22 protein-coding genes and 2 tRNA genes are annotated in these 24,801 nt (G+C 62.2%); 10 read left to right on the forward strand and 14 right to left on the reverse strand.

The features are described from left to right. Positions 1–498: 498 nt before the first annotated feature. Both U7114_RS17995 and U7114_RS18000 read right to left on the reverse strand, forming a co-directional pair. Positions 499–1,377, reverse strand: a complete 879-nt coding sequence (locus U7114_RS17995; protein WP_157240142.1) for a rhomboid family intramembrane serine protease — start codon at positions 1,375–1,377, stop codon at positions 499–501. Positions 1,378–1,386: 9 nt separating this feature from the next. After that, on the reverse strand, positions 1,387–1,932 hold the full coding sequence (locus tag U7114_RS18000; protein WP_139027259.1) for a peptidylprolyl isomerase: 546 nt from the start codon (positions 1,930–1,932) through the stop codon (positions 1,387–1,389). Positions 1,933–2,086: 154 nt separating this feature from the next. Between U7114_RS18000 and U7114_RS18005 the strand changes: the two genes are divergently transcribed. Continuing rightward, on the forward strand, positions 2,087–3,028 hold the full coding sequence (locus U7114_RS18005; protein ID WP_321214853.1) for a hypothetical protein: 942 nt from the start codon (positions 2,087–2,089) through the stop codon (positions 3,026–3,028). Between the two features lie 138 nt (positions 3,029–3,166). Next, on the forward strand, positions 3,167–4,042 hold the full coding sequence (locus tag U7114_RS18010) for a glycosyltransferase family 2 protein (RefSeq protein ID WP_321214852.1): 876 nt from the start codon (positions 3,167–3,169) through the stop codon (positions 4,040–4,042). 19 nt (positions 4,043–4,061) lie between these two features. Here U7114_RS18010 and U7114_RS18015 read toward each other — a convergent pair whose 3' ends face one another. From U7114_RS18015 to dnaA, 12 genes are all read right to left on the reverse strand, one after another. After that, positions 4,062–5,012 (reverse strand): DMT family transporter, encoded by a 951-nt coding sequence (locus U7114_RS18015; protein WP_321214851.1) that lies wholly within the window; start codon positions 5,010–5,012, stop codon positions 4,062–4,064. A gap of 97 nt (positions 5,013–5,109) precedes the next feature. Continuing rightward, positions 5,110–5,185: transfer RNA gene (locus U7114_RS18020), tRNA-Ala, on the reverse strand. Between the two features lie 71 nt (positions 5,186–5,256). Beyond that, positions 5,257–5,373 carry a DLW-39 family protein gene (locus U7114_RS18025; protein ID WP_234005471.1) on the reverse strand — a complete coding sequence of 39 codons (117 nt, stop codon included), beginning with the start codon at positions 5,371–5,373 and terminating at the stop codon, positions 5,257–5,259. Between the two features lie 67 nt (positions 5,374–5,440). Beyond that, positions 5,441–5,514: transfer RNA gene (locus tag U7114_RS18030), tRNA-Ile, on the reverse strand. A gap of 97 nt (positions 5,515–5,611) precedes the next feature. Then, a complete protein-coding gene (locus U7114_RS18035) occupies positions 5,612–6,280 on the reverse strand; it encodes a DUF3566 domain-containing protein (protein WP_321214850.1) in 669 nt (222 codons plus the stop codon). After that, positions 6,273–8,951, reverse strand: coding sequence for a DNA gyrase subunit A (gene gyrA / locus U7114_RS18040; RefSeq protein ID WP_323058120.1), 2,679 nt, complete (start codon positions 8,949–8,951; stop codon positions 6,273–6,275). The genes U7114_RS18035 and gyrA overlap by 8 nt, the downstream gene beginning before the upstream one ends. A gap of 57 nt (positions 8,952–9,008) precedes the next feature. Continuing rightward, entirely contained in the window at positions 9,009–11,096 is a 2,088-nt protein-coding gene (gene gyrB / locus U7114_RS18045) for a DNA topoisomerase (ATP-hydrolyzing) subunit B (protein WP_321214848.1), read from the reverse strand. Positions 11,097–11,475: 379 nt separating this feature from the next. Beyond that, positions 11,476–12,036: a DUF721 domain-containing protein gene (locus U7114_RS18050; protein WP_157240147.1), complete on the reverse strand. Its 561-nt coding sequence runs from the start codon at positions 12,034–12,036 to the stop codon at positions 11,476–11,478. Further along, on the reverse strand, positions 12,020–13,231 hold the full coding sequence (gene recF / locus U7114_RS18055) for a DNA replication/repair protein RecF (protein WP_323058121.1): 1,212 nt from the start codon (positions 13,229–13,231) through the stop codon (positions 12,020–12,022). Before recF ends, U7114_RS18050 begins: the two co-directional genes overlap by 17 nt. 46 nt (positions 13,232–13,277) lie before the next feature. Then, on the reverse strand, positions 13,278–14,162 hold the full coding sequence (gnd, locus tag U7114_RS18060; protein ID WP_323058122.1) for a phosphogluconate dehydrogenase (NAD(+)-dependent, decarboxylating): 885 nt from the start codon (positions 14,160–14,162) through the stop codon (positions 13,278–13,280). 117 nt (positions 14,163–14,279) lie between these two features. Further along, entirely contained in the window at positions 14,280–15,404 is a 1,125-nt protein-coding gene (gene dnaN / locus U7114_RS18065) for a DNA polymerase III subunit beta (protein WP_323058123.1), read from the reverse strand. 525 nt (positions 15,405–15,929) lie between these two features. Beyond that, positions 15,930–17,354: a chromosomal replication initiator protein DnaA gene (gene dnaA, locus U7114_RS18070; RefSeq protein WP_157240151.1), complete on the reverse strand. Its 1,425-nt coding sequence runs from the start codon at positions 17,352–17,354 to the stop codon at positions 15,930–15,932. 461 nt (positions 17,355–17,815) lie between these two features. Here dnaA and rpmH point away from each other — a divergent pair, with 461 nt between their 5' ends. From rpmH to U7114_RS18110, 8 genes are all read left to right on the forward strand, one after another. Then, entirely contained in the window at positions 17,816–17,953 is a 138-nt protein-coding gene (gene rpmH, locus U7114_RS18075; RefSeq protein ID WP_003800212.1) for a 50S ribosomal protein L34, read from the forward strand. 40 nt (positions 17,954–17,993) lie between these two features. Beyond that, positions 17,994–18,404, forward strand: a complete 411-nt coding sequence (gene rnpA, locus U7114_RS18080; RefSeq protein ID WP_321214844.1) for a ribonuclease P protein component — start codon at positions 17,994–17,996, stop codon at positions 18,402–18,404. Next, complete coding sequence (yidD, locus tag U7114_RS18085) at positions 18,397–18,792, forward strand: membrane protein insertion efficiency factor YidD (RefSeq protein ID WP_323058124.1); 396 nt, start codon at positions 18,397–18,399, stop codon at positions 18,790–18,792. Before rnpA ends, yidD begins: the two co-directional genes overlap by 8 nt. Positions 18,793–18,808: 16 nt before the next feature. After that, positions 18,809–19,783 carry a membrane protein insertase YidC gene (gene yidC, locus U7114_RS18090; RefSeq protein ID WP_321214842.1) on the forward strand — a complete coding sequence of 325 codons (975 nt, stop codon included), beginning with the start codon at positions 18,809–18,811 and terminating at the stop codon, positions 19,781–19,783. Continuing rightward, positions 19,783–20,358 carry a protein jag gene (locus U7114_RS18095; RefSeq protein ID WP_157240157.1) on the forward strand — a complete coding sequence of 192 codons (576 nt, stop codon included), beginning with the start codon at positions 19,783–19,785 and terminating at the stop codon, positions 20,356–20,358. Before yidC ends, U7114_RS18095 begins: the two co-directional genes overlap by 1 nt. Positions 20,359–20,379: 21 nt before the next feature. Continuing rightward, the gene (rsmG, locus tag U7114_RS18100; protein ID WP_157240159.1) at positions 20,380–21,030 is read left to right on the forward strand and encodes a 16S rRNA (guanine(527)-N(7))-methyltransferase RsmG; all 651 of its coding nucleotides are present in this window, start codon (positions 20,380–20,382) and stop codon (positions 21,028–21,030) included. Positions 21,031–21,119: 89 nt separating this feature from the next. Further along, the gene (locus U7114_RS18105) at positions 21,120–22,187 is read left to right on the forward strand and encodes a ParA family protein (protein WP_321214841.1); all 1,068 of its coding nucleotides are present in this window, start codon (positions 21,120–21,122) and stop codon (positions 22,185–22,187) included. Positions 22,188–22,249: 62 nt separating this feature from the next. After that, a complete protein-coding gene (locus U7114_RS18110) occupies positions 22,250–23,530 on the forward strand; it encodes a ParB/RepB/Spo0J family partition protein (protein ID WP_323058125.1) in 1,281 nt (426 codons plus the stop codon). Positions 23,531–24,801 lie beyond the last annotated feature (1,271 nt).

Here is a 24,801-nt window from a genome sequence, read left to right on the forward strand (position 1 = left end):
CAAAGGTAGGCACCTGAAGCTTATCCACTTACCAACATCGGGATACCCACAAGTTATCCACAGGTGTGGAAACAGGCCGGGACTCATGGGAAGGTCAGTGGCCCGCACATTGCGATGCAGCGGCGCAAACAGCCAAAAACTACACCGCTGTTCTTTATTAACAATGTGCATAACCCTGTTGATGGGACGTCCCTGACCCGGGGAGAACCAGTGGTGCCAGGGGGTTTTCACCGCGTTATCCACAGAACGGCTTTTTACGGGCTGTTTGTCCACTTAAGCACACCCCTATCCCCAACAGTTATCCACAGATGTGGAGAAGAATGGAACCTGCACCGCAAAATCCCTGCTACTCCGCGGTAGCTGAAGGGCCGAACGGAGAACTACAGGGATGTAAGTTACCAACAATGTGGATAACTGCTGTGGATAAGCAGAAACCCTGGCGTCCTTTCGGAGGCCAGGGTTTTTCTGCTCGGGCCGGCTTGGCAGCCGTGGCGGGGACTAGACGGAAATCCTCACCCAGCTGACGGCTATCAGCAGGGCCAGCACGGCCATCAGTCCGGCGGCCTGGAGGAAGCCCTGCCGGGGCCCGCGGGGAGTGTAGGCAAGGACTGCTGCGCACAGCGCGCCCGTAATGAGCCCGCCCAAATGGGCTTGCCAGGCAATCTGGGGAATCAGGAAACCTATGACTCCATTAATAGCTATGAGGACCCACAGCTGCCGGGTGTCCCCGCCACGCTGGCGCTGGACCAACAGCATGGCGCCGAACAGGCCGAAGATCGCGCCGGATGCGCCCACTACTCCCACCAGCCCCTGGCCGGGCACGAGGACAGGGTTCAGGAGCAGGTAGCCGACGCTACCCCCCACGGCCGACAACAGGTAGAGGGCCAGGAAACGCACGCGGCCAAGGAGCGGTTCCAGGACCTGGCCGAAGATCCACAGCGTGTACATGTTCAGCAGGATGTGCAGCAGTGAATCGGGTGAGTGCAGGAAAGCCGCCGTCAACATGCGCCACGGCTCGAACGCCCCGTACTGGGGGGTGGCAAAGACATTGTTGTAGGCAAACTGTTCGTACACAGCCTGGCCCGGGATGAGCCACTGCAGCGCGTACACCACAGCACATACGGCGATTATTCCGAACGTCACCAAAGGCTTGCCAGCAGCGGCGACGCCGCCATAGACCGTCCGGACCTCCGGCGTCGAACGTTTTGTTTCGTTGACGCAGTCAATGCATTGGAATCCGACGGCGGCCGCCCGCTGGCAGTCAGGGCATGCGGGGCGACCGCAACGCTGGCAGCGCACATAGGAGGGCCGGTCCGGGTGCCGCGGGCATACCGGAACCTGCGCGGACGGCTCAGCCGACGGAATTCCGTAACTCATGGTTCGGTGTTACAGCTGTTCGATGTCGATGCTGTTGATGGTGACGTCCTCTACGGGACGGTCACCCATGCCGGTACGGACGCCTTCGATTGCGTCAACAACCTTCTTGGATTCTTCGTCAGCCACTTCACCGAAGATCGTGTGCTTCCCCTGGAGCCAGTCCGTGGGGATGGTGGTGATGAAGAACTGCGAACCGTTGGTTCCCTTGCCCATGCGGATGCCTGCGTTGGCCATGGCCAGCTTGTAAGGCTGGTTGAAGCTCAGTTCGGGGTGGATCTCGTCATCGAACTGGTAGCCCGGGCCGCCCACACCACGGCCCAGCGGATCGCCGGCCTGGATCATGAAGTCCTTGATGATGCGGTGGAAGATGGTCCCGTTGTAGAGCGGGGTGCCGGTCTTGTCCTCACCCGTCTCCGGGTGGGTCCACGCCTGCTCGCCGGTGGCAAGGCCGACGAAGTTCTTGACGGTCTTGGGAGCGTGGTTGCCGAAGAGGTTCACGGCGATGTCGCCGAGGCTCGTGTGGATGGTTGCTTTTGCGGTTGCGATGGCAGTCATAGCCTCCATTCTTCCATGGCCCATCCGGGCCGTTGCGGCTGCGGCGGCAGTTCCGCGCTGGGTGAAATCCGCCTAAAATCCGCAGTGGGAATAGCCGGTGAACACCAAGCAACGTAGGCTAACCACAGAACCGTCACCTAACCGGGAGGTAGTTGTGAAGAAGTCGGACCGTATTGCCCGTGACCTTGAGCTGCAAGTCGCCAGCGCCGTAGAGAACGCCAAGGATTGGGCAGCCCCCCGTGTGGAAGCAGCTGTTGACCGTCTCCAGCACGGCCTGGACACTGCGTCGCCAAAGATCCAGGAAGGCTTGAAATCCGCTGCCCACAACCTGGCGGACGGCGTGGCCACCGTGACCCCACGCATCCAGGACGGCCTGGCGCAGCTCGCGCCCAAGATCAACGAAGCTGTGGAAGGCGCCTCTCCCCGTCTTCATGAGGCCCTGGACAAGGCCACCCCGGTGATCCTCAACGCCCGTGACCGGGTTGTCGTTGAATACCTGCCGCGCCTGTCAGACCAGATCGGCCACGCCTCGGAGGCCGTGCACCGCACCCTGGAGAACACTCCCGCGCACGTTGACGCCGTTGCGCAGAAACTTGGGGATGTGGGAATCATCCACGCCATCCAGGAGCAGGCCCAGGCCACCGGCACACAGCTCAAGGCAGCAGCAACGGAGGCGGGCCGGACCGTAGGGATCCAGCTTGCCGAGCCGGAGAAGCCGAAGAAGCGCGGCTGGCTCGTTTTCGGCGTCATTGCGGCGGCGGTTGCGGCTGCAGTAGCTGCCTGGAAGGCATCCAAGCCGGTTGAGGATCCGTGGAAGACCCCTTCCCCGGTGACACCCACGCCCGCACCGGTTCCGGCCACCACAGTGAACGAGGTCAAGGAAAAGGCAGCCGACGCCGCTGAACCTGCGGCAGCGCCGGTTTCCCCTTCGACCGACGCCGCCACGGCGGACAAGGCCGAGGACGCCGGGGAAAAGGCAAAGCACGTGGCTGAAGACGCCTCGGAAAGCGCGGCTCCAGCTACCGATGCCAAGACTGCCACCAAGAACATCGCGGCCAACATCAGCAACGGGAACAAGGGCACTACCCAGTCCTGATCAGCTGTCAGCTGTGTCGTCCGGCCAAGGCCGGAGAGCTTAGCCGGAAAGGGCTCCGCCGCAGGCGGGGCCCTTTTCCTGTCTCCCATGGTTTCCGCCATCCGGGAGCGGCTGCGGTTGGATGCTAGATTTGAACTGATGCCAGCCCAACAACCCTCTGGGGATGCCTTGAACGACGCAGCAAACCTGCCCCGCGTATCCATTGTCATCCCGGCCTACAACGAGGAGGGCGTTATCAGGCAGTGCCTGATAGCTGCCATCTACCAGTCGGTCCCGGCCCACGAGATCGTGGTGGTGGACAACCTTTCCAAGGACCGGACCGCTGACATCGTGCGCCAAATGCAGCTCGAATACCCGGAAAGCCCGCTGGTGCTGTTGAGCCAGGATCAGCAGCAGGGCCTTATTCCCACCCGGAACTTCGGGCTGGACAACGCCACGGGAGATGTCCTGGGCCGGATCGACGCCGATTCGGTAGTGGAGCCCGACTGGGTGGAGCAGGTGCAGAGGGCGTTCGTGGACCATTCAGTCCAGGCGGCCACGGGTCCGGTGGTCTATTACGACATGCCCATGCGCCGGTTCGGGCTCAAAGCCGATGACAAAATGCGCCAGCTGATGCTGAAGCTGGCTAAACACCAGTACCATTTCCTGTTCGGCTCCAACATGGCCCTCCGCTCCTCCGCCTGGGACGCCATCCGGGCAGAGACCTGCCTTGATGAAAAGGACGAGATGCATGAGGACATCGATCTGTCCCTGCACCTCGCCGAACACGACCTGAAAATCCAGTACTGCCCGCAGATGGTCTCCGGCATGTCCGCCCGGCGGCTGGAGGACTCACCGCGGGACTACCGCTATTACGTCACGCGGTTCGACCGCACCTACAAGGCCCACAACGTAAAGAAGATGGCGCTAAAGGCTCCCATGGTGGTGTTCTTTTCGGTGTACTTCCCCGCAAAGCTCCTCCGGGCCATCCACACGGTCAACACGGCCCAGCCTGTGCGCCGCGGCGGCCAGTAGGCCGCCGGACAGGGCGCCCTCAGTCCGTTCCCAGCTCTGCAAGCGGGCGGTCCGACGGCGGTTCCTCCTGCCCGTTCCGCGCTGGCCTTCCCCGGCGCCCGGACCTGCCCGACCTTTGGCCCGTCACGACGACGGCGAGTCCGGCCAGAATCAGGCCCAGCCCGGCATAGGTTCCGGCCGGGAGCGTCTCCTTGAGGAAGACCGCGGCGAGCAGCGCAGCCCCCGGAATTTCCAGAAGGATGATCATGGACACCAGCAGCGGGCTCATAGTGGCCAGCAGGTGATTGAACGCTGTGTGGCCCACAAGCTGCGCGCAGACTGTGATCGCCAGGATCCCCAGCCAGCCCGCCGCTTCGAAGCCCGCCAGCGGTTGCCCGGCCAGAAGAGCCATGACGGCCACGACTGCTGCACACATCCCGTAGCAGAGGGTGGTGTAGGTGCCCGTCGTCATGCTTTGCCGGGCCTTCCCGCCTGCCAGCGTGTAAAGGCCGGCCAGCGCGCCGCCGGCCACGGCCAGGAGGTCACCCAGCAGGGCCTGCGGGGAGGACCCCATGTCAAACCCGGTGATGGCTACAACACCGCCGAAAGCAATGCCCAGCCCGGCCAGCACCTGCCAACGGTGGCGGGTCCCGCGGAAGAGTTGAAACACCGCAATCCACGCCGACTGCAGGCACACCAGCGCAGTAGCTGCCGCGACAGAGGTGAGCTGCAGCGAGGTGATGAAGCAGGCAAAGTGGAATGCCAGGGCAATGGCGGCCAGCAGGCACCAGCGAAACTCGCGTTTGGTGATCCTGCCGAATTGCCGGGGCTCCCGGACGAGAGTGGGGGAGGCCATCACGGCCGCGCCGATCGCATTGCGCCAAAAGGCAATGGCGAGTGCACTCACAGTGGTGGCGCCCAGGGTGGCAGCAATCAGCGGACCGGATGACGCGACGCCCAGGACGCCGAGGGCTGCAAGAAAGAAGTTCACTGACCAACCCTAATGCGCAGTTCGACTGCTGTTTGAGCTCATGCCGCGGACAAAGCAAAAGTCCCGGCCGGCGTTTCCGCTGACCGGGACTTTCTTATGGTGGAGGCACGGGGACTCGAACCCCGAACCCCCTGCTTGCAAAGCAGGTGCGCTACCAATTGCGCCATGCCCCCATAAGAAGCAACCCGTCAATCATACCCTAGAACCTGGAGGCCTTTGACCAGCTCCAGTCCGGGTCCCGGCGCTAGTCCACCGAGTCGGTTGACTTGCTCCAGGCATCTTTCCGGGCTTCGGATTCCTGTGCTTTCCGGTAGAGCAGGACGCCTGCGATCGCCGCTGCCAGTACAAGCAACTTCTTCACATGCTCCCCGTTCCGGTCCGGCTGCGGGTTACGCGAACCAGACCTGCTTGAACCTGCACAGGTTCCGTGGGCGTACCAGGACTTGAACCTGGGACCTCTTCGTTATCAGCGAAGCGCTCTAACCGCCTGAGCTATACGCCCCGATGCCTCATCGGGCCGAGACATGACTTTACAGCACATCCCGGCCCGATCTCAAATCGGGCGTTTTCGCCGGTATCTGGCCGGCGAAAACAGGGAACTAGTCGTCCGTGAGGGTGACGCCAATACCGCCCACAAGGGTGGCAGAGATGTTGTAGAGCACGGCGGAAAGCATGGAGAGAGCGGTCAGCAGGACCACGTTCACCACCGCGATGATGGTGGCGAAGGATGCCACCTGGCCCAGGGAAGCCACCTTCTTCAGCTCAAAGCCGCCGCCTTCGGAGCCGGCCAGGGTACCCAACAGGCTGTCCACCTGATCGAAGATTCCGGTGAGGTCAAGAACAGTCCACAGCACAATGGCGGCCACCACGGTGACAATTCCCAGTGCCACGGACAGCAGGAAAGCCATCTTGAGGACGGACCACGGGTCCACCTTGCTGATCAGCAGCCGTGCACGCCGGACCTTCGCTTTCGGAGCAGGCTTGACGAGGCCCGGGGTGCCTTGCCCTGTACCGGCCGACGGCGGACGCTGGCCGGGTGCCGGGCGCTGGCCGGGCTGTCCCACGGGACGCTGGGCCGGCGGTCCCGCCGGTCGGTCGCCCTGGGCCGGACGCTGGCCGGGGACTGCCGGGCGCTGCCCCTGGGCGGCGGCAGGGGCGGCAGGGCGCTGTTGCGGACGAACGGGGGCGTTTACCCGTGGAGCGGCTGAGGGCCGGCTGCCGTCGGGAACGGTACTGTTCGACTTGGGAAATGAGTCGGGATTACTCACTCGTTACCTCCGTGTAGTCTTCGTTCTGCTCAGCGTTGCCCGAGGCGTCCTCTGACTCAACGGCCGGTGGTTCTTCTGCCAATGCTGGGCTGGCTGATTCCTCGAGGGATCCGCCGTCTTCAGCCAACGTTACGTCATCCTCCGGTGATTCCTCGCCCTCGAGGCCGCGTTCGCTGTTGCGTGCCACCTCGATAATCCGGTCGTTTTTGTCCGGCTTGGCAAAGATCACGCCCATGGTGTCACGACCCTTGGCGGGGACGCCGGCAACGGAGGACCGGACCACTTTGCCGCCCTCCATGACCACCAGCACCTCATCCTCTTCCTGGACGATCAGCGCGCCCACGAGGTCGCCGCGTTCTTCGGCAAGCTTGGCTACCTTGATGCCCAGCCCGCCGCGTCCCTGGAGCCGGTATTCCTCCACCGCTGTCCGTTTGGCGTACCCGCCCTCGGTCACGATGAAGACGTAGGAGCCGTCAGTCACCACATTGGCGGCCAGCAGCTCATCCTCCTCGCGGAACTTCATTCCGGTGACTCCGGAGGTTGCCCGGCCCATGGGCCGGAGGGCATCCTCGGTGGCGGTGAAACGGATGGACTGGCCCTTGCGGGACACCAGCAGGAGGTCGTCGGTTTCCGAAACCAGCTGCGCGGACACCAGCTCGTCGCCGTCGCGCAGGTTGATGGCAATCACGCCGGCGGAACGGTTGGTGTCGTAATCCTCGAGCCGGGTCTTCTTGACCAGCCCTCGCTTGGTGGCCAGGACCAGGTACGGCGCCTGCTGGTAGTCCTTCAGGTCCAGGACCTGGGCGATGTGTTCGTCCGGCTGGAACGCCATGAGGTTGGCCACGTGCTGGCCCTTGGCATCGCGGCCCGCCTCCATCAGCTCATAGGCCTTGGCGCGGTAGACGCGGCCCAGGTTGGTGAAGAAGAGCAGCCAGTGGTGGGTGGTGGTGACGAAGAAGTGCTCCACCACGTCGTCGCCGCGGAGCTGGGCACCCTTGATGCCCTTGCCGCCGCGCTGCTGCGAACGGTAGTTGTCGCTGCGGGTGCGCTTGACGTAGCCGCCGCGCGTAATGGTGACCACCATCTCCTCTTCGGGAATGAGGTCCTCCATGGACATGTCGCCGTCGAATCCCATGAGGATCCGGGTACGGCGATCGTCCCCGTGCTTGTCCACGATCTCGCCGAGCTCGGTGCTGATGATCTCGCGCTGGCGCTGCTCCGAGCCAAGGATTTCGTTGTACTCGGCGATCAACGCTTCAAGCTCGGCGTGCCGGTCCTGGATCTTTTGCCGTTCCAGGGCGGCGAGGCGGCGCAGCTGCATGTCAAGGATGGCGCGGGCCTGGAGCTCGTCGATGTCGAGCAGTTCCATCAGTCCGTCGCGTGCCGCTTCGGTGGTGTTGGACGCGCGGATGAGGGCGATCACCTCGTCCAGCATGTCCAGTGCCTTCAGGAGCGCCCGCAGGATGTGGGCCTCTTCCTCGGCCTTGCGCAGCCGGTACCGCGTGCGGCGGGCAATGACATCCATCTGGTGGGTCACCCAGTGCCGGATGAAGGCGTCCAGGCTCAGGGTGCGGGGGACGCCGTCAACAATGGCCAGCATGTTGGCGGAGAAGTTGCTTTGCAGTTCGGTGTGCTTGTAAAGGTTGTTCAGCACCACCTTGGCCACGGCATCGCGCTTGAGCACGATGACCAGGCGCTGGCCCGTGCGTCCGGAGGTCTCGTCGCGGAGGTCCGCAATGCCCTGGATCTTGCCGTCCTTGACCAGTTCGGCGATCTTGATGGCCAGGTTGTCCGGGTTTGCCTGGTACGGCAGCTCGGTGACCACCAGGCAGGTGCGTCCCTGCAGCTCTTCGACATTTACCACCGCGCGCATGGTGACGGAGCCGCGGCCGGTCCGGTAGGCATCCTCGATGCCCTTGTGGCCCAGGATGGTGGCGCCGGTGGGGAAATCGGGACCCTTGATCCGCAGCAGGAGTTCTTCCAGCAGTTCTTCGCGGCTGGCGCCGGGGTTCGCCAGATACCACTGCACGCCGTCCGCCACTTCGCGCAGGTTGTGCGGCGGAATGTTGGTGGCCATGCCGACGGCGATGCCGGAAGACCCGTTCACCAGCAGGTTGGGGAACCTGGCAGGCAGGATGGTGGGTTCCTGGTTCTTGCCGTCGTAGTTGTCCTGGAAATCGACGGTTTCCTCGTCGATGTCCCTGACCATTTCCATGGCAAGCGGGGCCATCTTCGTTTCGGTGTACCGGGGTGCCGCAGCGCCATCATTGCCCGGGGAGCCGAAGTTGCCCTGGCCGAGGGCCAGGGGGTAGCGCATGGTCCAGTCCTGGATGAGGCGGACCAAAGCGTCGTAGATCGCCGTATCGCCGTGCGGGTGGTACTGGCCCATGACCTCGCCCACCACACGGGCACACTTGTTGAAGGAACGGTCAGGCCGGTAGCCGCCGTCGAACATCGCGTAAAGGACCCGGCGGTGGACCGGCTTCAGGCCGTCCCGGACGTCCGGGAGGGCACGGCCAACAATGACAGCCATGGCGTAGTCCAGGTAGGACCGCTGCATTTCTGTCTGGAGGTCCACCTGCTCCACGCGGTCGATCAGCACGTCGCCTTCAAGAACGGTGTCCGGAGTGCCGGCGTCGGAGGCCGGGTTCTCGGGTGTTTCGTCGCTCATTAATTAATTTCCGTTTCAGGTATATGTGAGATTCCGAATATTAGGACAGCGTGCTTCCTAGATATCGAGGAACCTGACGTCCTTGGCGTTCTGCTGAATGAAGTTGCGGCGTGATTCAACGTCCTCGCCCATCAGGACCGAGAAGATCTGGTCCGCCGCGAGGGCATCGTCCATCGTCACCTGCAGCAGGGTGCGGTGGTCCGGATCCATGGTGGTGTCCCACAGTTCGGTGTAGTCCATTTCGCCGAGGCCCTTGTAGCGCTGGATGCCGTTGTCCTTGGGGATCCGGCGTCCGGCCGCCTGGCCGGCCACGAGTTTCGCGTCGCGTTCGCGGTCGCTGTAGACGTAATCATGGGCTGCGTTGGACCACTTGATGCGGTACAGCGGCGGCTGGGCAAGGTAGACATAGCCGTTCTCAATGAGGGGGCGCATGTAGCGGAACAGCAGCGTCATCAGCAGGGTGGTGATGTGCTGTCCGTCCACGTCGGCATCCGCCATCAGGACGATCTTGTGGTAGCGGAGCTTGGAGAGGTCGAAATCCTCTCCAATACCGGTTCCGAAGGCGGTGATCATGGACTGGACTTCGGCATTGCCCAACGCTTTGTCCAGGCGTGCGCGCTCCACGTTCAGGATCTTTCCGCGCAAGGGCAGGATGGCCTGGGTCTCCGGATTGCGGCCGCGTTTTGCGGAGCCGCCGGCGGAGTCACCCTCGACGATGTAGACCTCGCACTTTTCCGGGTTCTTCGAGGAGCAGTCAGAGAGCTTGCCCGGCATGCCGAAGGATTCCAGCGGGCTCTTCCGGCGGGCGTTGTCCCGTGCCTTGCGTGCGGCCATTCGGGCCTGCGCTGCGGAGATCGCCTTCCGGATGACGTCCCGGGCGGGCCCGGGGTTGCGTTCCAGCCAGTCACCCAGTCCGTCAGTTACCACGCGCTGGACGAAGCCCTTGACCTCGGAGTTGCCGAGTTTGGTCTTGGTCTGGCCTTCGAACTGGGGTTCGGCAAGCTTGACGGAAATGACGGCGGTAAGGCCTTCGCGGATGTCGTCACCGGTGAGGTTGTCGTCTTTTTCCTTGATGATTCCCTTCTCACGCGCGTAGCGGTTGATCAGGGACGTCATGGCAGCGCGGAAGCCTTCTTCGTGGGTTCCGCCTTCATGGGTGTTGATGGTGTTGGCGTACGTGTGCACACTCTCCGAGTAGGCGTTGGTCCACTGCATCGCCATTTCGAGGGCTATCTTGCGTTCTTTGTCCTCGGTTTCGAAGGCGATGACGTCTTCGTGGACCACATCCACCTTTTTGCCGGAGTTCAGGTGCTTGACGTAGTCCAGCAGGCCTTCGTCGTACTGGTACACCACGGTGCGGTGCTCTGCGCTGACTTCGCCCTCGGTAACGACGGCGTCCAGGTCCAGGTCGGCGTCGGCATCCGCCTCAGCAGCGGTGCGCTCGTCCGTCAGCGTGATGCGAAGGCCCTTGTTGAGGAAGGCCATCTGCTGGAAGCGGGCACGCAGTGTCTCAAAGTCGAATTCGGTGCTTTCGAAGATCGCGGGATCCGGGTAGAAGGTCTGGGTGGTACCGGTGAGGTCCGTTTCCTCGCCCTTGACCAGGCTGCCCTGCGGCTTTCCGCCGTCCGCGAAGGACATCCGCCAGACATGGCCCTGGCGCCGCACTTCAGTATCCACGCGGCTGGAGAGGGCATTGACCACGGAGATGCCGACGCCGTGGAGGCCGCCGGACACGGCATAACCGCCGCCGCCGAACTTTCCGCCGGCGTGCAGGATGGTCATGACGACTTCAACCGTGGGCTTGTGCTCCGTAGGGTGCATGTCCACGGGAATGCCGCGGCCGTCGTCCACCACTTTCACGCCGCCGTCGGCCTGCAGGACAACCTCGATGTGGGTGCAGTAGCCTGCAAGGGCCTCATCCACTGAGTTATCAACAACTTCGTAGACGAGGTGGTGGAGTCCGCGCGGTCCTGTAGAACCGATGTACATGCCCGGGCGCTTCCGTACCGCCTCCAGGCCTTCAAGGACAGTGATGTCGCTGGCACCGTATTCACGCGGCGTCGCCGATGCGGCCGGGGTGTCAGGCGTACGGGCATCCTCGACTGCGGGTTCAGCTGCCAGAATATCTGTATTGTCGTTAGCCACAGGCGCTGTCGACTCCTCTGTTCTCGATGATGGCCGGCCGAGTCCCCTCCTGGATCAGGAAAGTCATCCGCCAACAGGCACAAACTTATAGCGCCGGTGGCCTGCTGACGGTGGGGATCCGCACTCCGCGTGCTGTGAGCGCGCGAAAACGGACTCAGTCAACGTTTCACCCGCGCCCAGTTATCTACACCGATTCTACCGCGCGACAGCCCATTTCCCCGCATTCCAGGGCCGTCTGCGGACAGTGGTGTGCCCATGCGAGGGCATTGGCCGCGCCTAGGGCGCGCTGGAAGTACGGCCTCCGGGTGCCTATACGCCCGGCGTCCCTTACAGCGCTCTACACGCCGTTGGGCGGATTTTCAAGAGTCCGGTGCCGGCACTACCCGTAAGTGTCCCGGGGGCCCCGGCCGTTTACCGAACGGCCGCCCTTGCGCCAGCTCGGTGCCGCAGGGCCAAGCACCTTGATGCTGGTTACCACTCCGTCGCCCAGCTCCACCCGGAACTTCTCCAGGAGGCTGGTGCTTAGCAGTCGCAGCTGGGTGGCCCAGGCGGTTGAGTCGCACCGGACGTGCAGGGTGGTGTCGGTGAAACTTTCCGGGACGCAGTGGGCCGAGATTTCAGGGCCAACCAGGGTTGCCCATTCAGCCATCACGGACCCCACCGCCACCGGGGAGGTCCAGCCGCGTTCCGCCACCAGGCGTCCCACCACCTTGCCCAGGCCAAGGGGGTCGCGGCCCGTGGCGTGGAACTGGCTGAAGCCTCGGGTGTCGCGGGTGCCCTTTTTCGCCTTTGAGGTGCCCGGGCGGTGCGCTGCCCTGCGGATTTCGCCGCGCGCTGCGGCTGCTTCCCGCATCCGGTTCAGGGCAACCTGCGGGGCATCGATGTTGTCGGGATCGCGGCCGGGCTGGAGCCCGCCGCCCTTTTCATTGTCCCTGCTCATCAATACCTCCCGGGATGACCTTCACCCGCCGTCCGGACAGCTCTTCCGGGATGTCGGCGTCGACGGCGGCGGTCACCAGGACCTGCTCCGCGCCGGAGACTATTGCGGCCAGTTTACGCCGCCGCTGGACGTCCAGCTCGGCAAAAACGTCGTCGAGGATCAGGATGGGAGCAGACCCTCCGGTACGGGCGTCGTCCAGCATCACATAGTAGGAGGCGAGCCGCAGCGAGAGGCACATGGACCATGTTTCGCCATGCGAGGCATAACCCTTGGCCGGCGCCTGGCCCAGGATGAGTTCCAGCTCGTCGCGGTGCGGTCCCACGAGCGAAATGCCCCGTTCGATTTCCTTCCGGCGGGATTCGGCGAAGGCGCGGACGTACCGCTCCGCCAACTCGTCCACAGAGAACCGGCGCAGGTCTTCCACGTCCGGCGAAGCACCTCCGGCCGCGGTGCCCGCAGCGGGAGGGAGCGCTGCGCCATCGTCGTCCATCTGGCTCTGGAGGGTGGAGCGGTAGACGGCGTCTGCCGGTTTTGACGCGTCGGTGAGGTCCGCATATGCCCGCGCCAGATGCGGGCGCAGCCGCTCCACCAGTTCAAGCCTGGCGTGGAGCAGTTCGGCGCCGGCCTTCGCCATGTGCTGGTCCCACACGTCGAGGGTTGCCTCATGGGCAGGAGTGAATTTGCCCGCCCGGGCAGACTTCAGCAGCGCATTGCGCTGCTTCAACACGCGGTCGTAGTCGCTGCGGGTCGCGGCATGATGCGGAATAAGGCTCGCGAGCAGCTCATCCAGGAAGCGGCGCCGGTTCGAGGGATCCCCCTTGACCAGGGCCAGGTCCTCCGGAGCGAAGAGGACCGTTTGGCATATGCCGAGCAGGTCACGGGCGCGCACCGGATTACTGCGGTTGATCCGGCCGCGGTTTGCCCGCCCTGCGTTGATTTCAAGTTCCAGGACCGTAGTCTGCCCGCCCCGGACCAGGCGGGCCCGCACCAACGCCCGGTCCGTTCCAAACCGCAGGAGGGGTGCATCCGAGCTGACGCGGTGGGAGCTGAGGGTGGCCAGGTAGCCGATGGCCTCCATCAGGTTGGTCTTGCCGATGCCGTTATATCCCACCAGGACTGTGACGCCCGGAGCCAGGGCAAGGTCAACCTGGGCGTAGCTGCGGAAGTCGGTCAGGGAGAGGTGTTCGAGGTACACGCGGTTTTCGGCAATTCTGGGAACCTCGCGGGTTCCCGGCTGGATGCTACTTGGCGGGGCGGGTGGCGTGGCCGCCGAACTGGTGGCGCAGTGCGGATACCATCTTCATGGCCGGTGAGCTGTCCTCGCGCGATTCGAAGCGGGCGAACAGTGCCGCAGTGATGGCCGGGGCGGGAATTGCGTTGGCAATGGCCTCTTCCACCGTCCACCTGCCCTCGCCCGAATCCTCGACGTAGTCGTCGATGTTCTGCAATCCCGGGTCTTCATCCAGCGCCTTGACCAACAGGTCCAGCAGCCAGGACCGGACCACCGTGCCTTTTTGCCAGGCGCGGAAGGTTCCGGGAAGGTCGTTGATGATGTCTTTGGAAGCCAGCAGCTGGTATCCCTCGGCGTATGCCTGCATCAGGCCGTATTCGATCCCGTTGTGGACCATCTTGGCGTAATGCCCTGCGCCGATCCCGCCCACGTGCACAAAGCTGTCCTCACGTTCGCCCTCCGGGCGCAGGGCATCAAACACCGGAAGGGCGCGTTCGATATCCGCAGCATCTCCGCCGGCCATCAGGCCGTAACCGTTCTGCAGGCCCCAGACTCCGCCGGAGACGCCACAGTCCGCAAAGCGGATGCCCCTGGCGGCGAGGAGTTCGCCGTGTTTCTGGTCTTCCGTGAACCGCGAGTTTCCGCCGTCGATCACCAGGTCGCCCTCGGCGAGTTTGTCGCCAAGTTCCTTGATGACGGCGTCCGTGATCTCACCGGCGGGAACCATGACCCAGATCAACCGCGGCACCGGGACTGCGGCAAGGAGTTCATCAAGGGTGGCGACGTCGGTGATGTCCGGGTTCCGGTCGAAACCGGTGACCTCCACGCCGCCCTTGCGCAGGCGTTCGCGCATGTTGAATCCCATTTTGCCAAGGCCGATCAGTCCAATGTGCATTCTGGAACTCGTTTCTGCGCTAGAGGTGTGGCTGCGGGACCGTGTTCCCAACTAGGTAGCGCTAAGTGTCGTTTTGAACCTCCAAAACGACACTTGGCGCTACCTAGTTGGAGGGGGCTAGTTGGGCAGGCGGACCGGCATCACCAGGTAGCGGTAGTCATCCTGGTCCTCGCCGTCGGCGTCCGCCTGGGCTGTGATCATGGCCGGCTTGGGCGCAGTGGTGAACGAGAACCGGACGAACTTGGTCTCGATCACGCTGAGGCCTTCCACCAGGTAGTGGGGGTTGAAGGCCACGGTGATGTCTTCACCGGAAAGCTGGGCCTCAAGTTCCTCGGAAGCCTGGGCGTCCTCGCCGGTACCGGCGTCCAGGTTCAGGAGCCCCTGGGTGAAGGCGAGCCGAACGGGGGTGTTGCGTTCAGCTACCAGCGAGACACGGCGTACCGCTTCAACAAGCTCCTGGGTCTGAACCGTGGCATGGATGGGAGTCGAGTCCGGGAACAGCGAGCGGATCTTGGGGTAGTCCCCGTCCACCAGCAATGAGGTGGTGGTTCGTCCGCCGCTTTCGAAACCGATCAGCCTGCTGTCGTCGTCGGCGAGGGCAAGGTTGATGTCACCGCTGTTGCCGAGGGTCTTGGCAACTTCGTTCAGGGTTTTTGCCTTGACCAGGGCGCTGGTGGAGATGCCCGGGGTGACCGGCTTCCACGGCACTTCACGCATGGCAAGGCGGTACCGGTCAGTGGCGAGCAGCGTGATGAGGTCGTCCTCGATTTCCATCCGCACGCCGGTGAGGATGGGCAGCGTGTCATCCTTGCTGGCGGCAATGATGACCTGTGAAACCGCCTGGGCGAAGGAATCACCGGGGACAGTTCCGCTGATGGGCGGGAGTGCGGGAAGCGGCGGGTACTCGGCCTCGGGCATCGTGGCGAGATGGAAGCTGCTTCGGCGGCAGGTCAGCGTGACTTTGTTGCCGTCCGTTTCGACGTCGACCGGTGCCGAGGGGAGGCTGCGGCAGATATCGGCCAGGAGCCGGCCGGATACCAGGATGGTGCCTTCGTCCCGGATGTCCGCTGTGATTTCCAGCCGGGCGGAGGTCTCGTAGTCAAAGCTGGAGAGGCTCACGGTGCCCGCTTCGGCCTTCAACAGCAGGCCGGACAGGACGGGCACCGGCGGCCGCGGAGACAACGACCGGGCTGTCCAGGTGACGGCTTCTGCCAGGACGTCCCGATCGACTCTGAACTTCACGGAAGGGTGCCGCCTTTCATTGCTGCTGCCATAAGACCTGGAACTTCCCGCAGGCAGTTCCAAAAAGTGGGGTGCCCCACCACCTGAACCTGCATGGTCCGTGCTGCAGGAACCACACGAAAACCCAAGGATGGGAGCGCTGCTGACAGCTTAGCCGGAAGATCGGGGATTAACCCATCCCCGGTGGTCCCGACTGCCCGAAGGGCCGCCCGGCCCGGTGTGGTCTGGACGAGCGCACAGGTCTTGTTGTTTGAGGGATTTCAATTTTTTGGGATTAGTAGTGTTAATAACTGCTGTGGAAACTGTGGATAACCTTCCCCTGCCGCGGGTTCCAGCGGTTAAGCCCTGTTCATCCACTGTGGGCGGCGCAGGTTTTAAACAGGGTGTGGATGGGGACAAGATTTTTTGCGATTTTGCGAATCCACAGGCGCCTTAAGGGTTTTAAGCCCATTAACCGCGGTTGTCCCCTTAAGTATCCACAGGCTTATCCACATGCACCTGTTAATAAGGTATAGGTGCGGCCGGCTAGGAGTCGCGCTGCTGCTGCTTGATCCGGTTGGTCAGCTCAGTTACCTGGTTGTAGATCACACGCCGCTCGGCCATCAGTTCGCGGATCTTCCTGTCAGCGTGGATCACTGTGGTGTGGTCGCGGCCGCCAAGTTCCTGGCCGATCTTCGGCAGCGACATGTCCGTGAGCTCGCGGCAGAGGTACATGGCAATCTGGCGCGCCGTCACCAGGGTCCTGGTCCGCGACTTGCTGCACAGCTCTTCCATGCTCAGCTTGAAGTACTCGGCCGTCTGCTGGAGGATCTGGCCGGACGTGATCTCCTGGGCGCCGTCGTCGGTAATGAGGTCCTTGAGGACCATCTCCGCAAGTGCCACATCCACGGGCTGCCGGTTGAGGCTTGCAAAGGCAGTGACCCGGATCAGTGCACCCTCAAGTTCACGGATGTTGCTGGAAATCTTGGATGCGATGTATTCCAGTGCATCATCGGGAGCAGAGAGACCTTCGCTCAGGGCCTTCTTGCGGAGGATGGCGATGCGGGTTTCGAGTTCCGGCGGCTGGATGTCCGTGAGGAGGCCCCACTCGAAGCGGGACTTCATGCGGTCCTCGAATCCCGCCAGCAGCTTGGGCGGCTGGTCCGAAGTGATGACCACCTGCTTGTTGTTGTTGTGCAGGGAATTGAAAGTGTGGAAGAACTCCTCCAACGTCCGGTCCTTGCCCGCGAGGAACTGGATGTCATCGATGAGCAGTACATCCACGTTGCGGTAGGTGGTCTTGAAGCTGGCGCCCTCATCGTCACGGATGGAGTTGATGAAGTCGTTGGTGAACTCTTCCGAGTTGACGTAGCGGACGCGGATGCCGCTATAGAGCCGGCGGGCATAGTGGCCGATGGCGTGCAGCAGGTGCGTCTTGCCCAGCCCCGAATCACCGTAAATGAACAGCGGGTTGTAGGCCTTTGCCGGCGCTTCAGCGACGGCGACGGCCGCAGCGTGGGCGAAGCGGTTGGAGGAACCAATGACGAAGGTGTCGAAGACGTACTTCGGGTTCAGGCGGCCGAACTCGTGCGAAGTGCTGGGCAGCATGGGCTGCGGCTTCTGTTCGATGAGCTGGTCCGGGGAGAAGGACGGCTCGACGACGACGGGCTCGGGTTCTTTGTGGATGGGAACCAGGTCCGTGTCCACGTCGATGGCGCACCGGATGTCCTCGGAGAAAACGTTGTGCAGTGCGTCATCCAGGGCGTCCTTGACCTGCGTCTGGAGCACTTCGCGGGTGAGTTCGTTGGGAACTGCCACCAGGAGCGTGGACCCGATCAGGCCCTGCGCCTGGGCAAGGATGACAAAGCCACGCTGCCGCGGTGAGACACGGTGGTCCTGTTCCAGCAGGCTGACAACGCGCCGCCAGGAACTTCCGACAGTATTGGCGTGGTTGGCTTCGTCTACTGTCATCAATCGGTTCCCTCAAAACTTGCTTTGCCTGCATTGCCTGCAGCCGCGAGTCTTGAACCAGGATGGGTTCAGCTTCATCCACAGGGTTATGCACAGCACGTGGATAATCGGCTACTGGGCCACTCTAGGGGATGAAAAGCCTAGAAGATAGCTGGCAAGGAGCTTGTGGATAATTACATGGATGTGGTTTCCAAAACGGCCCTGTGAGCCACTTCATCCACAGCCTCGGAGGGCAGGTTAAGCACAGTTGGGGATAGCCCGCACGTGGAGCCTCAGTTTGACTCAGGGGTTCAGGTTGCCCTAACGTTGTGAAGTCCTTTGTGTCCGCTTTTTGGCCCCATCTGAATCTCTTAGGCGCAGTGCGCTTGAGCAGCCGGGGGAAGCGTGCATATACAAAACTTAGCGTCGGCCAGTTCTTCCCCATACGGTGGGCGCACCTTTGATCCACTGGAGTAACTAACGTGAGCAAGCGGACTTTTCAGCCGAATAACCGCCGTCGAGCCAAGAAGCACGGCTTCCGCCTTCGTATGCGTACCCGTGCCGGCCGCGCCATCCTGGCGGCCCGTCGTGGCAAGGGCCGTACCGAGCTGTCGGCGTAAATAACTGACTTGTCGGTAGACATTTCTTTGCGAGTTTAAGGTGCTGGCCACCCGTAACCGTTTGAGGACTGCAGCCGATTTTTCAACAACTGTACGTTCCGGTGTCCGCAATGGACGCCGGAACGTAGTGTTATATACGGCAGCTATTGCTGCCGACGAACCCAGCCGGATCGGGTTCATCGTTTCCAAGAGTGTAGGGAACGCTGTGGCCAGGAACCTCGTTAAGAGGAGACTGAGAGAAGCAGGTGCTGCCTCGCTGCGCGAGTACGGCACCGGGTTTGCCATAGTGGTCCGGGCGCTTCCTGCGTCCGCAACTGCCAGCTGGGACCAGCTGCTGTCGGATTACAATGCCGCATTGGAATCAACGATGACCCGGCTGGCCGGCCGCCCTGCAAGGGCTGCCGCCAACAGTTCGGCCGGTACTACACAGGAGGGGACACTGCGTGCGTAACGCCACCGCCGTCGTCGTTACCTGTCTCCGACGTAGTGCCGCAGCAGTTGCGCTGTTCCTCTGGAACCTGCCCCGCAGCATACTCATTCTTTTATTGAAGGCCTACCGCAAGGTGATTTCACCCTTGTACGGCCAGGTCTGCCGCTTCTTTCCTTCGTGCTCGGCCTATGCCCTCGAGGCGATAACGGTGCACGGCGCCGTCAAAGGAAGCTGGCTGGCAGCCCGGCGCCTGGCGCGCTGTCATCCCTGGAACGCCGGCGGTGTGGACCACGTCCCCGCCGGCCACCGCCACTGGCCTGAAAACCAGACCCCCACAATTGTTGTACTGAACAACCCGGACAAATACCTGGCTGTGCAGTCTGATGGAGAAGGCCGCACTGCGGCCTGACGAATAGGGATATCGTATGGACTTCTTTGAAACAATCATGTTTCCGTTCAAGTGGCTTGTTTCCATCATCATGGTGGGCTTCCACGAAGGGCTGAGCAGCATCGGCCTGCCGGAAGCCTCCGGCTGGACGTGGACGCTGTCCATCATCGGGCTGGTACTGGTGATCCGTGCCGCCTTGATTCCCGTGTTCGTCAAGCAGATCAAGGCCCAGCGCGGAATGCAGCTGCTGCAGCCTGACCTGAAGAAGCTCCAGGACAAGTACAAGGGCAAGACCGACCAGCTGTCCCGCCAGGCCATGGCCCAGGAACAGATGGCCATGTATAAGAAGCACGGCACCAACCCGTTCTCTGCCTGCCTCCCCATGCTGATCCAGATGCCGTTCTTCTTCGCACTGTTCACCGTGCTCTCCGGCATCAGCGCCGCCCGTGACAAGGGCGTCGGTATCGGGGCCATGAGCCACGACCAGGTGGTCCAGTTTGACGAGTCCACCATCTTCGGGGCCACGCTGTCCGCCTCGCTCCTGCACGGTGGCGAGGGAAACCTCACTTCAGTGTGGATCCTTTCCATCCTCATGATCCTTGCCATGACGGCCTCGCAGTTCATTACGCAGAAGCAGATCATGGCCAAGAACATGTCCGAAGAGGCCATGGCCAGCCCGTTCATGCGCCAGCAGAAAATGATGCTCTACATCCTGCCCATCGTCTTTGGCGTCGGCGGCATCAACTTCCCCATCGGTGTCCTGATCTACTGGACCACCACCAACCTTTGGACCATGGCACAGCAGTTCTTCGTCATCCGCCGCATGCCGACGCCGGGATCCCCCGCCGCCAAGGCCCTCGCCGAGCGCCGTGCCGCCAAGGGCCTTCCGGCCTTGCCCATCCTGGGCGGTAAGAAGGACGAGGCGGCAGCCGAGGCTGCTGCCGCCGCGGCCGTGGCGCAGGCCAAAGCCCAGCGCATCCAGCCACAACGCAAGAACAGGAAGAAGAAGTAATGTCTGCCGAGAGCACCGAACACGCCCTTTCCGAGGACATCATCGAGAGCCGGGACGCGTCCGCGAATGGGGAATCCACGGGAACTGACGTACCCAAGGGATCGTCAGCCAGCCGCCTGGAGGAAGAGGGCGACGTGGCAGCGGACTACCTGGAGGAGCTGCTGGACATTGCCGACATCGACGGCGATATCGACATTGAAGTCCGCAACGGGCGCACCTACATCTCCATCGTGACAGAGGAAGAGTCCGATGCCCTGGACAATCTGGTGGGTGAAGACGGAGAAGTCCTTGAGGCACTCCAGGAGCTCACCAGGCTCTCCGTTCTCTCGGCGACTGATAACCGGTCCAGGCTGGTCCTGGATATCAACGGCTACCGCCAGGAGCGTACCGGCCACCTGCAGAAGATCGCGGAAGATGCGGCAGCTTCAGTGCGGGAAAACGGCGAGCCGGTGGCACTGGAACCGATGAGCGCCTATGAGCGCAAGATTGTTCATGACGCTGTTGCAGACCTGGGACTGGTCAGTGAGTCCGAGGGCGAAGGCGCCGGACGCCACATTGTTGTGTCCGCAGACTAGAGAATTGCTGATCCGCTAATCATGGTTGACATCACGGCAGCTGAACTCGTGGCCGCTGAGAAAATATTCGGCGACCGGTTGGACCTGGCTAAGCGCTATGTGGAGCACTTGGCTACCTCCGGAACGGAGCGCGGCCTTATTGGGCCGCGGGAGATTCCCCGGCTCTGGAGCCGTCATGTGCTCAATTGCGCTGTCATTGAGAGCGAGATTCCCGAGGGCAGCCATGTGGCCGACGTCGGCAGTGGTGCAGGCCTGCCGGGCCTCTGCCTCGCGATTGCCCGTCCGGACCTGGAACTGACCTTGATCGAGCCACTGGAGCGCAGGGTTATCTGGCTTCAGGAAGTGGTTGACGATCTTGGCCTGGACAACGTCACCGTAATGCGGACCCGGGCCGAGTTGGCAGTGGGACATGTGGAGGCTGACGTGGTGACAGCCCGGGCGGTCTCTGCCCTCAGCAACCTCGCCGGCCTCACGATTCCGCTCCTCGCCGGTAAGGGCGAGGTGGTGGCCATCAAGGGGCGCAGTGCGGCTGAGGAAATCGAAAAGGCCGCCAAGACCATCCGCAAACTGGGCGGCATTGAAACGTCTGTTCTGACTGTGGGCGAGAGCCTGCTGGAGGAACCTACTACTGTGGTGCGCATCGTTGTAAACAAGTCCCAAAAGAAAGCCTAGTTCAGGCCCGGTGACCCAACTCTGCCGGGTCCAGCGGTTAGGCTAGACAACGGCAGCAAATTTGGCCGAACGAGAGTGAGTGTGCCCCAGTGACCAGTAGCGAAGCCTCCACGCAACGGATACCGCCGTTCGTGTCCTTGGGGTCAGCACGTTCCGTCGCTGGTCCCATTGTGCCCCCGGCCAGGGGTGGAATTCATCCGGAAAGGGTTGCGGCAGGCGCCAACGCCATGGCCGTTTCACGTGAAACAACCGTCTCCGGTAGATCCAACATCATCGACGCCATTGATGATTCCAGTCCGATCGCCCGCGAATTGGCACATGAGACCAAACGCCGTGAACGGCTGGTGGGCCGAAAGCTTCCCCGTCCGGAGAACACGCGCGTTTTTACTGTCTCGAACCAGAAGGGTGGGGTAGGAAAGACCACCACCACCGTCAATATTGCTGCCGCCCTTGCCGCAGCCGGATTGAATGTCCTGGTCATTGATATCGACCCTCAGGGAAACGCGTCCACCGCCCTGGGAATCGAGCACCATGCCGACGTGGACAGCATTTACGATGTCCTGATAAACGACGTCCCGCTCGCGGACGTAGTGGCGCCCTGCCCGGACATCAACAATTTGATCTGTGCACCCGCCACCATCCACCTTGCCGGCGCGGAGATTGAACTCGTTTCGCTGGTGGCCCGTGAGCAGCGACTGCGCCGGGCAATTGACGTCTATGCAAAGGCGCGGGAAAAGAACGGCGAGCAGCGGCTCGACTACATTTTTATCGATTGCCCGCCAAGCCTTGGACTGCTGACGGTCAATGCCTTCTGTGCAGCCAACGAGGTGCTGATCCCCATACAGTGCGAGTACTACGCACTTGAAGGACTGAGCCAGCTTCTCAAGAACATTGAGATGATCCAGAAGCACCTCAACGCGGACCTTGTGGTTTCCACCATCCTTTTGACGATGTACGACGGGCGGACGAATCTTGCCGCCCAGGTCGCGGCCGAGGTCCGCCAGCATTTTCCGGACCAGGTGCTGTCTGCTGTTGTTCCGCGTTCCGTGCGGATATCAGAGGCACCGAGCTACCAGCAGACTGTCATGACGTACGACCCTTCCTCCAGTGGAGCCCTGTCTTATCTGGAAGCCGCTGCTGAAATAGCAGAGCGCTGAATCTTCAAACTGCAACGACCGGAGCACGGCATGGCCGGGATCTACCACTGGAGGGATTACCAATGAGCGAGAAGCGACGTGGCCTGGGCCGCGGTCTTGGCGCGCTGATTCCAAGTTCCGCCGCCGCCAACGGTTCGGGCAACGGTACAGCCGCCTCCCGTCCGGTAGACCTCTTCTTCCCTGAGGGACGAAGGAAGACGGAACCAGCCGAAGAGGCCGCGGCCAACCAGTCCTCGGACAAGGCAGTAAGCGAAGGGACCGTTGCTCCGTCCACTAGGCAGCCGTCCACCGCATCTCCCGCAGGCAAGAGCACTGCCGGAAGAAGCGCCGCCGCAAAGCCCCGTTCTTCCGGCAGTGTTTCCGCCAAAACGGAAGAGGGCAGTGAATCCCCTGCCAAGGGTAAGGCCGCTCCCGAGCTGCAGGAGGAGCAGCCAGGGGTGGCTGCTACGGCGTCGGCATCTGGTGATTCCGCTGAACGGGACGACGAGCCCACCTGGACTGACTCAGGCGTGGAGCTGGTAGAGGTGCCGGGCGTTCGCTTCGCAGAAATTTCAGTCACGGACATCCACCCCAACCGCAAACAGCCGCGATCGGTCTTCGATGAAGACGATATGGCTGAGCTCGTTCACTCCGTTCGTGAAATAGGCGTCCTCCAGCCAATTGTTGTCCGCAAATCAACCGAACCCGGTGGTGAACCCTTTGAGCTCGTCATGGGTGAACGTCGATGGCGGGCGGTTCAGGCTGCCGGCCTCGAGACCATCCCTGCAATTGTCAGGGACACCACCGACGACGATCTTCTGCGGGACGCCCTGCTGGAGAACCTGCACCGGAGCCAGCTAAACCCCCTCGAAGAGGCGGCGGCCTACCAGCAGCTCCTCGAAGACTTCGGAACCACCCATGAGCAGCTGGCGGATCGTATCGGACGTTCGCGTCCCCAGGTGTCGAACACCCTTCGGCTGCTCAAACTGCCCCCGTTGGTTCAGCGCCGGGTCGCGGCAGGTGTCTTGTCCGCAGGCCACGCCCGTGCACTGTTGGCCCTGCCCGACGCTGCAGCAATGGAGCGACTGGCCCAGAAGATCGTGGCTGAGGGGATGTCAGTGCGAGCCACTGAAGAGGCCGTAACGATGTACCAGGATCCCGCCAAGCCGGCGAAGAACAATATCCCCCGTCCTGGTGCCCGCCACGAGCGGCTCGATTACTTGGCGTCCTCCCTTTCTGACCGGCTTGATACCAACGTCAAGATTTCCCTTGGTGTCCGCAAGGGCAAGGTGAGTATCGAATTCGCAAGCGTCGAGGATCTCAACCGGATTATGGATGTCCTCGCACCTGGTTCGAACAACTAAAGCGCATCGTTCCGCAGAAGGAAGGCCTGATTCCGTGTGAATCAGGCCTTCTTCTTTGAGCTGGGGCTACTTCCGCTTAGTGGTTATTGTCTGGGTTTTGGGGTGCCAGGATGCTGGATCTCTTCGTTTCCTGACCATCTAGTCTGTTAAGACTTTCACGCGAAGGCTGAGTGGAGTTGCTGCGTGTTAGGCAGATCGGGTTTCTATTCCGACTGCCCCGGAAGTCCAGGTCTCCGGCACTGATGATCCCCCGCTCGCTATCGTCACTCCCATGGAGCTGCGGTGTCGGACTTTCCCTATACCCGCCCGAGAGCCGAATAATTGAGGTGCTGGAACGAAATCGGTGCTCTCCCATGGTGGAACTCTCTGTATGTAGTCCTTATGCGCCGCCATCCGCAGCGTTCCCAAATGTGTTTCACGTGAAACCCCCTATTACCCGGCTCTGTTGCCGCTCATCCGTGTCCCCGCCTGCCTTCGGCGGGCACACTAGAGTAGCCCAGAGAATGACTGTCGCGGGGCCGCGGCGCCCACTCACCTTGTCCCGCTGCCCACTTGCCGCTGATAGATACTCGAATCATTTCCGATCGTGGTCGGGGTTGAGGTTGGGTTGTATGTCGGCGGCCGATTCTTTTCTCGTCGTCCAAGGAAAGTTGCCCGAGAACTCGAATGCCACCTTCTAAGTTTTTGGTGGCAGTACCTACGTGATAACAACTACCAAACAAGTAGCACTCGGGGCTTTCCCTATACCCCCGTAGATCCGAACAATTGAGGTTCTGGAACGAAGTGGGCGTTTCTCCTGGTGGGACTTCCCGCATCTGGCCTATCTGCGCCGCAATCCTTAGTGATTCCACGTGTGTTTCACGTGAAACCCCTGGTAACAGGCAATGTTGCCGCTCATCCACGTCTCCTTCGGGCCGGATAGAGGGGTTAGCCCAGCGGACCCAGCGTTTGCCCAGAGTGTCACGGGCGGCGGTGCCCACTCGCTGCTGATAGTTAGTCGGAGTCTTTCCGATGGTCATTGGTTCGGCGTTGGTATGTCGGCGGCCGTCTGTTGTCCCGTCCTGCAAGGCAAGCTTCCCGTGTGGTCGCATGGTCACGTTCTTAGTCCTATCGGAGGCCCCTACCCCGTAACGACTACAGTGCCGGTAGCACGAGTGTCAGGCGCACTGTTTCACGTGGAACATGTGACCTTGAGGCAAAGAGCTGGTAACTCGGGCTAAAGCCGTCCACTTAGGCTTCAAAGTTCGCGGGTCGTATATCCTGATCCGGCG

It is taken from the genome of Pseudarthrobacter sp. C1, assembly GCF_034720455.1.
Taxonomy (GTDB): domain Bacteria; phylum Actinomycetota; class Actinomycetes; order Actinomycetales; family Micrococcaceae; genus Arthrobacter.

Excerpts from the sequence above, each read along its gene's own strand:
- U7114_RS17995 (WP_157240142.1), bottom strand. The coding sequence starts at position 1,377 with ATGAGTTACGGAATTCCGTCGGCTGAGCCGTCCGCGCAGGTTCCGGTA.
- U7114_RS18010 (WP_321214852.1), top strand. The coding sequence starts at position 3,167 with ATGCCAGCCCAACAACCCTCTGGGGATGCCTTGAACGACGCAGCAAAC.
- gyrA (WP_323058120.1), bottom strand. The coding sequence starts at position 8,951 with ATGAGCGACGAAACACCCGAGAACCCGGCCTCCGACGCCGGCACTCCG.
- U7114_RS18050 (WP_157240147.1), bottom strand. The coding sequence starts at position 12,036 with ATGAGCAGGGACAATGAAAAGGGCGGCGGGCTCCAGCCCGGCCGCGAT.
- dnaA (WP_157240151.1), bottom strand. The coding sequence starts at position 17,354 with ATGACAGTAGACGAAGCCAACCACGCCAATACTGTCGGAAGTTCCTGG.
- rsmG (WP_157240159.1), top strand. The coding sequence starts at position 20,380 with ATGGTTGACATCACGGCAGCTGAACTCGTGGCCGCTGAGAAAATATTC.
- U7114_RS18000 (WP_139027259.1), bottom strand. The coding sequence starts at position 1,932 with ATGACTGCCATCGCAACCGCAAAAGCAACCATCCACACGAGCCTCGGC.
- U7114_RS18110 (WP_323058125.1), top strand. The coding sequence starts at position 22,250 with ATGAGCGAGAAGCGACGTGGCCTGGGCCGCGGTCTTGGCGCGCTGATT.
- gnd (WP_323058122.1), bottom strand. The coding sequence starts at position 14,162 with ATGCACATTGGACTGATCGGCCTTGGCAAAATGGGATTCAACATGCGC.
- yidC (WP_321214842.1), top strand. The coding sequence starts at position 18,809 with ATGGACTTCTTTGAAACAATCATGTTTCCGTTCAAGTGGCTTGTTTCC.
- U7114_RS18095 (WP_157240157.1), top strand. The coding sequence starts at position 19,783 with ATGTCTGCCGAGAGCACCGAACACGCCCTTTCCGAGGACATCATCGAG.